This is a genomic window from Halovivax sp. (assembly GCA_007119345.1).
Classification (GTDB): Archaea; Halobacteriota; Halobacteria; order Halobacteriales; family Natrialbaceae; genus Halovivax.
Map to the genome: position 1 here is coordinate 1 of SKPV01000214.1, position 7,294 is coordinate 7,294.

Consider the following 7,294-nt stretch of genomic DNA (forward strand, 5'->3'; position numbering starts at 1 on the left):
GGCGACCCCGAGTAAGGCGCACGACGCGGTCACCCCGATCGAGCGGAGGTGCTCGCGTCGTTCGCTGATCGTCGTGGTCGACATGGGAGGGTGTCGGTGGCGGGTGGTCAAAAGGGGTTCGCATTACCGTCGTGTCCGACGTGATAAGTGGGCGGTGAGCGTTACGACACGCCGACTCCATCGACGCCGCGATGCTCACCGGTTCCACTCCCGCCAGACCGTGTGCCGGACCGAGTCATCCCCGTCCCGGAGGTTCACCTGTACCTGATCGGCCTGTCTCCGTCCGGCGATTGAATAGGTACCGTCTTCGGCGGATACCGTTTTGCGATCGCGCTGCTCGTCGCCCTGCCAGGAGATTATCTCCAATATGGCGTCGGAATCGTCCGTACTGACCTCGACAGTGACGTCGATGTCGTTCCCGCCTCCATCCGAGAGCGAGACGTGCTCGATCGTGTACGCCTCGTCGCTCTCCACCTCGACGGTAGTCGAATCCTCCTCATCGTCGGTTCGTACGATCGCGTCGTATGTCCCTGCGACCGTCTCCGTCCACTGCAGTTCGATCTCCCCCTCCTCGCCGCCGTCGAGCTCGACCGTTTCGCCGTCCCGCTGTTCGTTACCGATCTCCAGCACCACTTCTTGGGTGTCCGTTTCGATCCCCGTGTTTCGAATCCGTGCATCGACCTCGAGTGTGTCGCCTTCCCCGATCGGCGAGTTCGTATCCGTGATTTCGACGTCGAAAAACGGATCGTCGCTCCCGCCGGGACAATCCCGTTCGATCAGGTACGACCGAGACAGGTCCGTAACGGCGATCGATCCGCCGTTCGCTTCCTCGATGGCCACATCGACCGCGGTGTATCCGCCGCCACTACCGGACTCACAAGACAAGTACAGGGAGGTGGATTCATCGGGGACGAGCTCGCCGTCGTCGAACTCCTCGGCAATCGTGAGCCCGGACCCGACGCTGACGTCGAACGTGAAGGACTGAAACGGTACATTCGACCGGTTCGTAAGGCGGATGACTTCTTCCCCCTCCCCGTCGATCGGTTCGTCGGCGACGTTCTCGATACTGAGCAACGCGCTCGAGTCGGCAGCCGTACTTACGCTAACGCCACGATTGGCCGCGATATTGTGAAACCCCCGCGACTCCATCATCACGAGAAGCGAGCCACCGGCTATCAATCCGATCGCCGCTCGTCGTGAGTGATTTTGAGTCATCGGGATCGGTTTCTGTCCTCGTGTTATGGCGGCCGTTCGAGTTCACCCAGCCGGTAGCGGCGACTCGTAACCACGTGCGCGACCGCGGAAGCCGCCACGAGCGCGAGCACGAGCGCTGCCCATCCGAGCGCCGGCACCGTCCCGGTCGGCACGACCTCCGCCCACACGCCCGCAAGGACAACGAATCCCAGCGCGGAGAGGCCGAGGTAGTAGACGCCCCACGGGATCGAGTCCGGCGGCACGATGTCGAGGTAGACCTCGAGCGCCGCCGCCTCGTCGGTGAGTTCGATCGTGTGATCCTCGAACTCGATGACGTCCGCGCGCTCGAGCGTCGGCAGGTGGCTCTGTTGGAGTGCGGTGTAGACCCGCTTGCGCTCGGCCGACGTCAGCGCCTCGACGTCCTTGTCGAGCTCCCAGGCGGCGACCTGCTCCGCGAGGTCAGAGAGCGACACCGGCTCGCCGACCTGCTTGCAGTAGTGGATCGCGTACCGGCGCCGGCGGTTGCTGAGCAGGTCGAAGATCTCGCCGCGCCTCGAGGTGTCCTCCGTCGTCGCGCTACGCACGTCTAGTGCCCCCATGCAGTCGTTCCCCACACGAATCGTTCGTGTGTGAATTTCGGCCTCGATGATACAAATGCGTTCGGGCCGATTGCCGGTTTCAGGACTGATAATTGGGCTTCAAGGCGAGTTTGAATCGTTTTCTGGGCCACCGATACGATCTCTGGTCGGTCAATACAATGGGGGTGGCGTTACTGGAAGCGAGTAAGAACCGCGCCACAACGGGGTCGAGCCGCAGGGGCGTGGGAGGCGAGAGAAACAATGAAAATGAACCGACGCAACGTGTTAGTGGGACTGGGCGGAATCGTAGCTGGCGGCGGCGCGCTCCTGGGGACGGGTGCGTTCAGCAGTGTGGAGGCCCACCGGACGATCGATATCGAGACGACCGGCGACTCCGACGCCTTGCTCTCTTTCGAGATCAACAGATCGGCACTCGAACCGGAGAACGGCGACGGCAATCAGATAGAGATCTCGATCGACGACCTCAACGAGAATGCCGTCACACAGTTCGATGACGCGCTCACGGTGGGGAACAACGGCGACAACGAAGTCGAACTCGAGGTGACGGATGCGCCGAAGGAAGTGAGAATCGAGCACGAAGGAAATGATCTGAGTGAAACAGAGGTGGCAATTGATTCTGAAGCGGACGAAGACTTTGACATCGTCTTCGACCTCGAGGGCGAAGAAGACGTGGATGTCAGCGACGGTACGATCACCTTCGAAGCGAACGCAACGTAAGCGAGTGGTGAGCATCTGAGACGCGAATTGAGTGACCAACCAGCGGCCCTCGCAGTCTGGACGATGAGCAACAACCACCTCGTAATAGCTGCTGCGTTCGCCCTCCTGCTCGCGGTCCCGACTGGGGCGCTCGCGTTAGCTGACGCCGACACCACAAACGGCGTCGAACTCACCCCATCGAGCGACTACGCCACCGTCGAGGACCACGAACTCGCCCTCGACTTCGACCGGCTCAACGCCGACGCGACTACCTCTACCGACGAAGTCTTTGAAATCACGGTGACAGACAAATCCGTAGATAAGGTCTGGATCGACCACGACCTCGACGGCGTCACGTTCTACGCGAACGGCGACCGAAGCGCGGAAATCGGCCCCAACAACCCCCTCCATCTCTCCCCCGGCGAAACCGCCACCATCGGCGTCTCGATCAACACGCGCGAAGCACCCACAGGAACCGAGACGTTCACCGTGGTCGTCGAGACGTCCGATGACGACGAGTCGGCCGAACCGACCGACCCCGCACCACTCGAGGTGACGAACGCCACCGTCGATCGAACGGCGATCGAAGCGGGCGAGCGGGTCACCGCCTCGGCGACGGTCACGAACCCGCACAACGAGACGGCCGCCGGGACCGTCGACTTCGCCGTGGGTGGTGCGGTCGTCGCGGACCGCTACGTCGAGCTGGCTCCGGGCGAGGAGCGGACGGTGACCTTCGAGTGGCTCTTCGAGCGATCCGGGGAGTACGCCGTCTCCGTCGGCGGCGAGTCCGCGGGGACGGTGTCGGTCTCCGACCGCGCCGGATTCTCGGTCGGAGAGCGCGAGCTCGCCTCGCCGCTGACCGCGGCCGTGGCGCCGCCGGCGGGCGTCGGGCTGGTGCTGTTGATCGGCGCCGCGAAGGATCGGCGCAGGTCCTGATCGGCGCCGCGAAGGATCGGCGCAACTAAACCGTCTCGGTTCCTTACGAGTCCGTACTTGCACCGCCATCGAATCGCCGCGCGATCGGTCCGGGGGGACGACGCGCGCCGGAGCCGGGCGGGGGTTCCGCCCTCAATCCCGGGGAGGACACCGCCGTGAGCAGCGTCGCGTCCTCGAGGCGGATCGCCGGAATCGCGCTCGCCGTCCTCGTCGTCGCGATGGTGCTCGGCCAGCTGCTGGGCCAGCCGATCCTGCTGGGGTACGTGGCGACCGGGAGCATGGCGCCGGCGATGGACGCCGGCGACGGCTTCGTGGCCGTTCCGTCGCCGCTGTCCGGCGACGTCTCGGAGGGCGACGTGATCGTCTTCGAGGCCCAGGAGATCAACGACGGGGAGCTGACGACCCACCGCGTCGTCGACGAGACCGAGGACGGCTACGTCACGCGGGGGGACGCGAACCCGTTCACCGACCAGGACGCGGGCGAGCCGCCGGTCACCGACGGCCAGGTCGTCGCCACCGCCGCCCAGGTGAACGGCCACGTGGTGACGATCCCGCACCTCGGAACCGCCGTGATGGGCGCGCAGTCGATCGCGATGACGGCCGTGGACTCGCTCGCGGCCGCCGTCGGCGTGCCGGGCGAACTCGACGCCGAGGGCGCGGGCGCGATGCTGGTGGCCATCGGGATCGCGTTGCTCGGTCTCGGGACGGCGTTCGACCGCGCCGGGCCCGCGCGCCGGGACACGACCCGGTCGCGAAAGCGCGAGAACGTGATCGCGATCTGGGTCGCCGTCGGGCTCGTCCTGCTCGTCTTCGTGACCCTGGCGACGGCCGCGATGGTGATCCCGTCGGGGACGACGAGCTACCAGGTCGTGGCCACCGACCAGCCGACCGACGAGCCGCAGGTGCTCGCCCCCGGCGAGACCGGCGAACTCGAGCGGACCGTCGACAACGCCGGCTACCTGCCGGTCGTCGTGGCCACGGAGCCGGCCAGCCGCGGCGTGACGGTCGAACCGGAGGGACAGACCGTCGCCAGCCGTTCGGCCGGGGAGACGACCGTCCGACTCTCGGCTCCCCGGACGGAGGGCGAGTACGTCCGCACGGTCTCGGAGTATCGGTACCTGATGGTGCTACCGCCGTCGGTCCTGCTGGGACTCCACGGGATCCACCCGTACCTCGCCGTCGCCGGCGTCAACGCGGTCATCGTCGCGATCGGAACGGGGCTCGTCCTCGCGGTGCTCGGCGGCTCGGACCTGCGGCTCCGCCGACCCGGCGACCACGTCCCGCTGACCCGGCGACTCCGACGGAAACTCCGGCGGTGGCGGTCGCGGTGACTCGTCGCGGAGCGCGACGGTACGAGCGCTCGCGTCGGTGATGGCGATCGGCCACGAGCGGCGGCGAGACGGCCGTTCCGGCCGCCACGGTTATCTGTCCGAAGCCGAAACTCTCCGCATGAACAGGGGGAACGGGTTCGGTCGGGGGGCCGGACGCGACCGCCGAGGCGCCGTTCCGTTCGGAGGCCGGAGGTGAACCGGTGATCGACAATCCGAGACTCGACCTGCTGATCGCCAGACGCGCCACGACCGTGATCGTCGCGCTGGCCGTCGTCGGCGTGCTGGCGCTCGCCGCGAGCGGCTGGGCCGTCGCGAACCCGCACGAGGAGACGACCACCCAGGAGATCGACCACGAGACGATCGAGACGGAACTCCACACGAGCGCGATCGTCGTCGAGGACGGCCTCTGGGAGGAGGGGACCGAGTTGCGAAACAGTCCCGTGTACGTCCACAACGCCACGCCGACGCTCACGCTGGAACCGCGCACGTCGGTCCCGACGGACGAGACCGCGGTCACCCACGACGTCGAGCTTCGCTACGAGGCGACCCGCGACGGCGAGCCGTTCTGGAACCGGACCGAGCCGATCGTCCGCGAGGAGGCGACGATCGAAGACGGCGTGGCGGTCGGCGAGGCCGACCTCGACGTCGGCGAGGTACTGGCCGAGCGGCGGGCGCTGGAGGACGACCTCGCGGGCGTCGGGGATATCGACGTCACCGTCGAGGTGACCGCGGCCTACGACACCGGCGCCAACGCGGGCGAGCTCCGGGCGGGGACCGATCTGCAGTCGACCGAGGACGCCTACTGGCTCGGAGAGCGGACGCCGTCGGCCGAGGAGCGCCACGCCGAGACCTCGCAGGTGACCGAGACCCAGCCCCGAAGCTCGCTGCTCGTCGGGCTGCTCGCGTTACTCGGGGCGAGCTCGCTCGGCGCCGCCTGGACCGTCTCTCGCTGGTCCGCGGTCGACGAGACGACCGCCCGACGGGCCGTCCACGAGCGACGGTACGCCGAGTGGATCTCGCGGGGCTCGATCCCCATGTGGGTCGGGGAACACCACATCTCCCTCGACACCCTCGAGGACGTCGTCGACGTGGCGATCGACACCAACCAGCGGGTGGTCCACGACCGCCAGCGGGGCCTGTTCGCCGTCCTCGACGACGACGTCGTCTACTACTACACCGACCGCGGCCTCTGGGAGGAGACGGCCTGGCCGAACATGGACCTCGAGGAGGCCGACGCCGACGAGTTCGAACCCGCCGGAGCGCCCGGAGACGGGCCGCCACCGGCCGGGCCGAACGAACGGTCGCCACCCTCCGACGGGCCGTCATCGGCCGGGCCGAACGAACGGTCGCCGCCCTCCGATGGGCCGCCACCGGCCGGGCCGAACGAACGGTCGTCGCCCTCCGACGGGCCGAGAGACGGTTCCGGGCCGAACGAACGGTCGCCGCCCTCCGACGGGCCGGGAGACGGTTCCGGGCCGTCCGTTCGGGCCGACGGCCCCGTCGACGCCTCCGACATCGATCCGGAGGACGAGGACGCCTGGCGCCAGCTCTGAAGCGGCTACTCGTCCGTTCCAGACCCGGGAGCGGCTACTCGTCCGTACCAGGCTCGAGAACAGCCACTCGCTCGTTTCAAGCCCGAGAACAGCCACTCGCTCGTTTCAAGCCCGAGAACAGCCACCCGCTCGTTTCAAGCCAGAGAACAGCCACTCGCTCGTTTCAAGCCAGAGAACAGCCACTCGCTCGTTTCAAGCCAGAGAACAGCCACTCGCTCGTTCCAGCCAGAGAGAGACCACTCGCCCGTTCCCGGCCCGAGTCCGGAGTTGCCGAGATCCGTCCGTACCAGCGCCGAATCCGGCAACGTCGAAGATCTTCCCTACCGGGTCCCGCTCGGCGAACTCGTTCTTTCACTGCGAAGACACTCCTCACCGGGAAGGCTGAACTTTTATGGCGCTGGAGAGTTTCGATTCGTAACGATGGGAGAATTTGACGGGGACGAACTCACAGACCTGCCGCCGAGCGCGAAACTCGTTTTCAAGGTACTCGAGTACGACGGACCGCTGACCCAGAAGCAGATCGTCGAGGAGTCGATGCTGTCGGCGCGAACGGTGCGCTACGCGCTCGAACGCCTCCAGGAGATCGGCATCGTGGACGAGGACATCTACTTCGCGGACGCTCGCCAGAGCCTCTACCGGCTGGCCGAGCCGATCGCCGCCGACGGCGGGATCGACGACGCGTGCGGGGCCGAGGACGCCTGCTGCGCGGAGTGACGTCGAGGCCGCTCGGAATATATCTCTTCTACGCTTCTGACCGCGAGCGAGCGACGGTCTTCGGTGTCGGCAGGGTCGCTATCGAGCCTCGCCGATCACCGCCAGGTCGACCCACACGTATCGGGTGGACGTAGACCGCGACGACGTCCGGGCCTCGAACCGTGGCCGCGTCCTGGCGTCGATCGGATGCGTCGGACCGTGGCCGCGTCCTGGCGTCGATCGGATGCGTCGAACCGTGGCGGCGCGCTGGGTTCGATCGGATGCGTCGGAC

7 protein-coding genes are annotated in these 7,294 nt (G+C 66.9%); 5 read left to right on the forward strand and 2 right to left on the reverse strand.

Annotated elements, in window-relative coordinates:
* Window positions 1-195: 195 nt before the first annotated feature.
* Both QZT59_RS15050 and QZT59_RS15055 read right to left on the reverse strand, forming a co-directional pair.
* Window positions 196-1,074 (reverse strand): hypothetical protein, encoded by an 879-nt coding sequence (locus QZT59_RS15050; RefSeq protein ID WP_290818209.1) that lies wholly within the window; start codon window positions 1,072-1,074, stop codon window positions 196-198.
* Window positions 1,075-1,238: 164 nt separating this feature from the next.
* The gene (locus QZT59_RS15055; protein ID WP_290818213.1) at window positions 1,239-1,793 is read right to left on the reverse strand and encodes a hypothetical protein; all 555 of its coding nucleotides are present in this window, start codon (window positions 1,791-1,793) and stop codon (window positions 1,239-1,241) included.
* Window positions 1,794-2,039: 246 nt separating this feature from the next.
* Here QZT59_RS15055 and QZT59_RS15060 point away from each other — a divergent pair, with 246 nt between their 5' ends.
* From QZT59_RS15060 to QZT59_RS15080, 5 genes are all read left to right on the forward strand, one after another.
* Window positions 2,040-2,510 carry a hypothetical protein gene (locus tag QZT59_RS15060; protein WP_290818216.1) on the forward strand — a complete coding sequence of 157 codons (471 nt, stop codon included), beginning with the start codon at window positions 2,040-2,042 and terminating at the stop codon, window positions 2,508-2,510.
* Between the two features lie 27 nt (window positions 2,511-2,537).
* Window positions 2,538-3,425, forward strand: coding sequence for a CARDB domain-containing protein (locus QZT59_RS15065; RefSeq protein ID WP_290818219.1), 888 nt, complete (start codon window positions 2,538-2,540; stop codon window positions 3,423-3,425).
* 155 nt (window positions 3,426-3,580) lie between these two features.
* Complete coding sequence (locus QZT59_RS15070) at window positions 3,581-4,756, forward strand: signal peptidase I (RefSeq protein ID WP_290818222.1); 1,176 nt, start codon at window positions 3,581-3,583, stop codon at window positions 4,754-4,756.
* A gap of 200 nt (window positions 4,757-4,956) precedes the next feature.
* Window positions 4,957-6,309, forward strand: coding sequence for a DUF5305 family protein (locus tag QZT59_RS15075; protein WP_290818225.1), 1,353 nt, complete (start codon window positions 4,957-4,959; stop codon window positions 6,307-6,309).
* A 420-nt stretch (window positions 6,310-6,729) separates the two neighbouring features.
* A complete protein-coding gene (locus tag QZT59_RS15080; RefSeq protein ID WP_290818228.1) occupies window positions 6,730-7,023 on the forward strand; it encodes a winged helix-turn-helix transcriptional regulator in 294 nt (97 codons plus the stop codon).
* Window positions 7,024-7,294 lie beyond the last annotated feature (271 nt).

Excerpts from the sequence above, each read along its gene's own strand:
- QZT59_RS15055 (WP_290818213.1), bottom strand. The coding sequence starts at position 1,793 with ATGGGGGCACTAGACGTGCGTAGCGCGACGACGGAGGACACCTCGAGG.
- QZT59_RS15060 (WP_290818216.1), top strand. The coding sequence starts at position 2,040 with ATGAACCGACGCAACGTGTTAGTGGGACTGGGCGGAATCGTAGCTGGC.
- QZT59_RS15080 (WP_290818228.1), top strand. The coding sequence starts at position 6,730 with ATGGGAGAATTTGACGGGGACGAACTCACAGACCTGCCGCCGAGCGCG.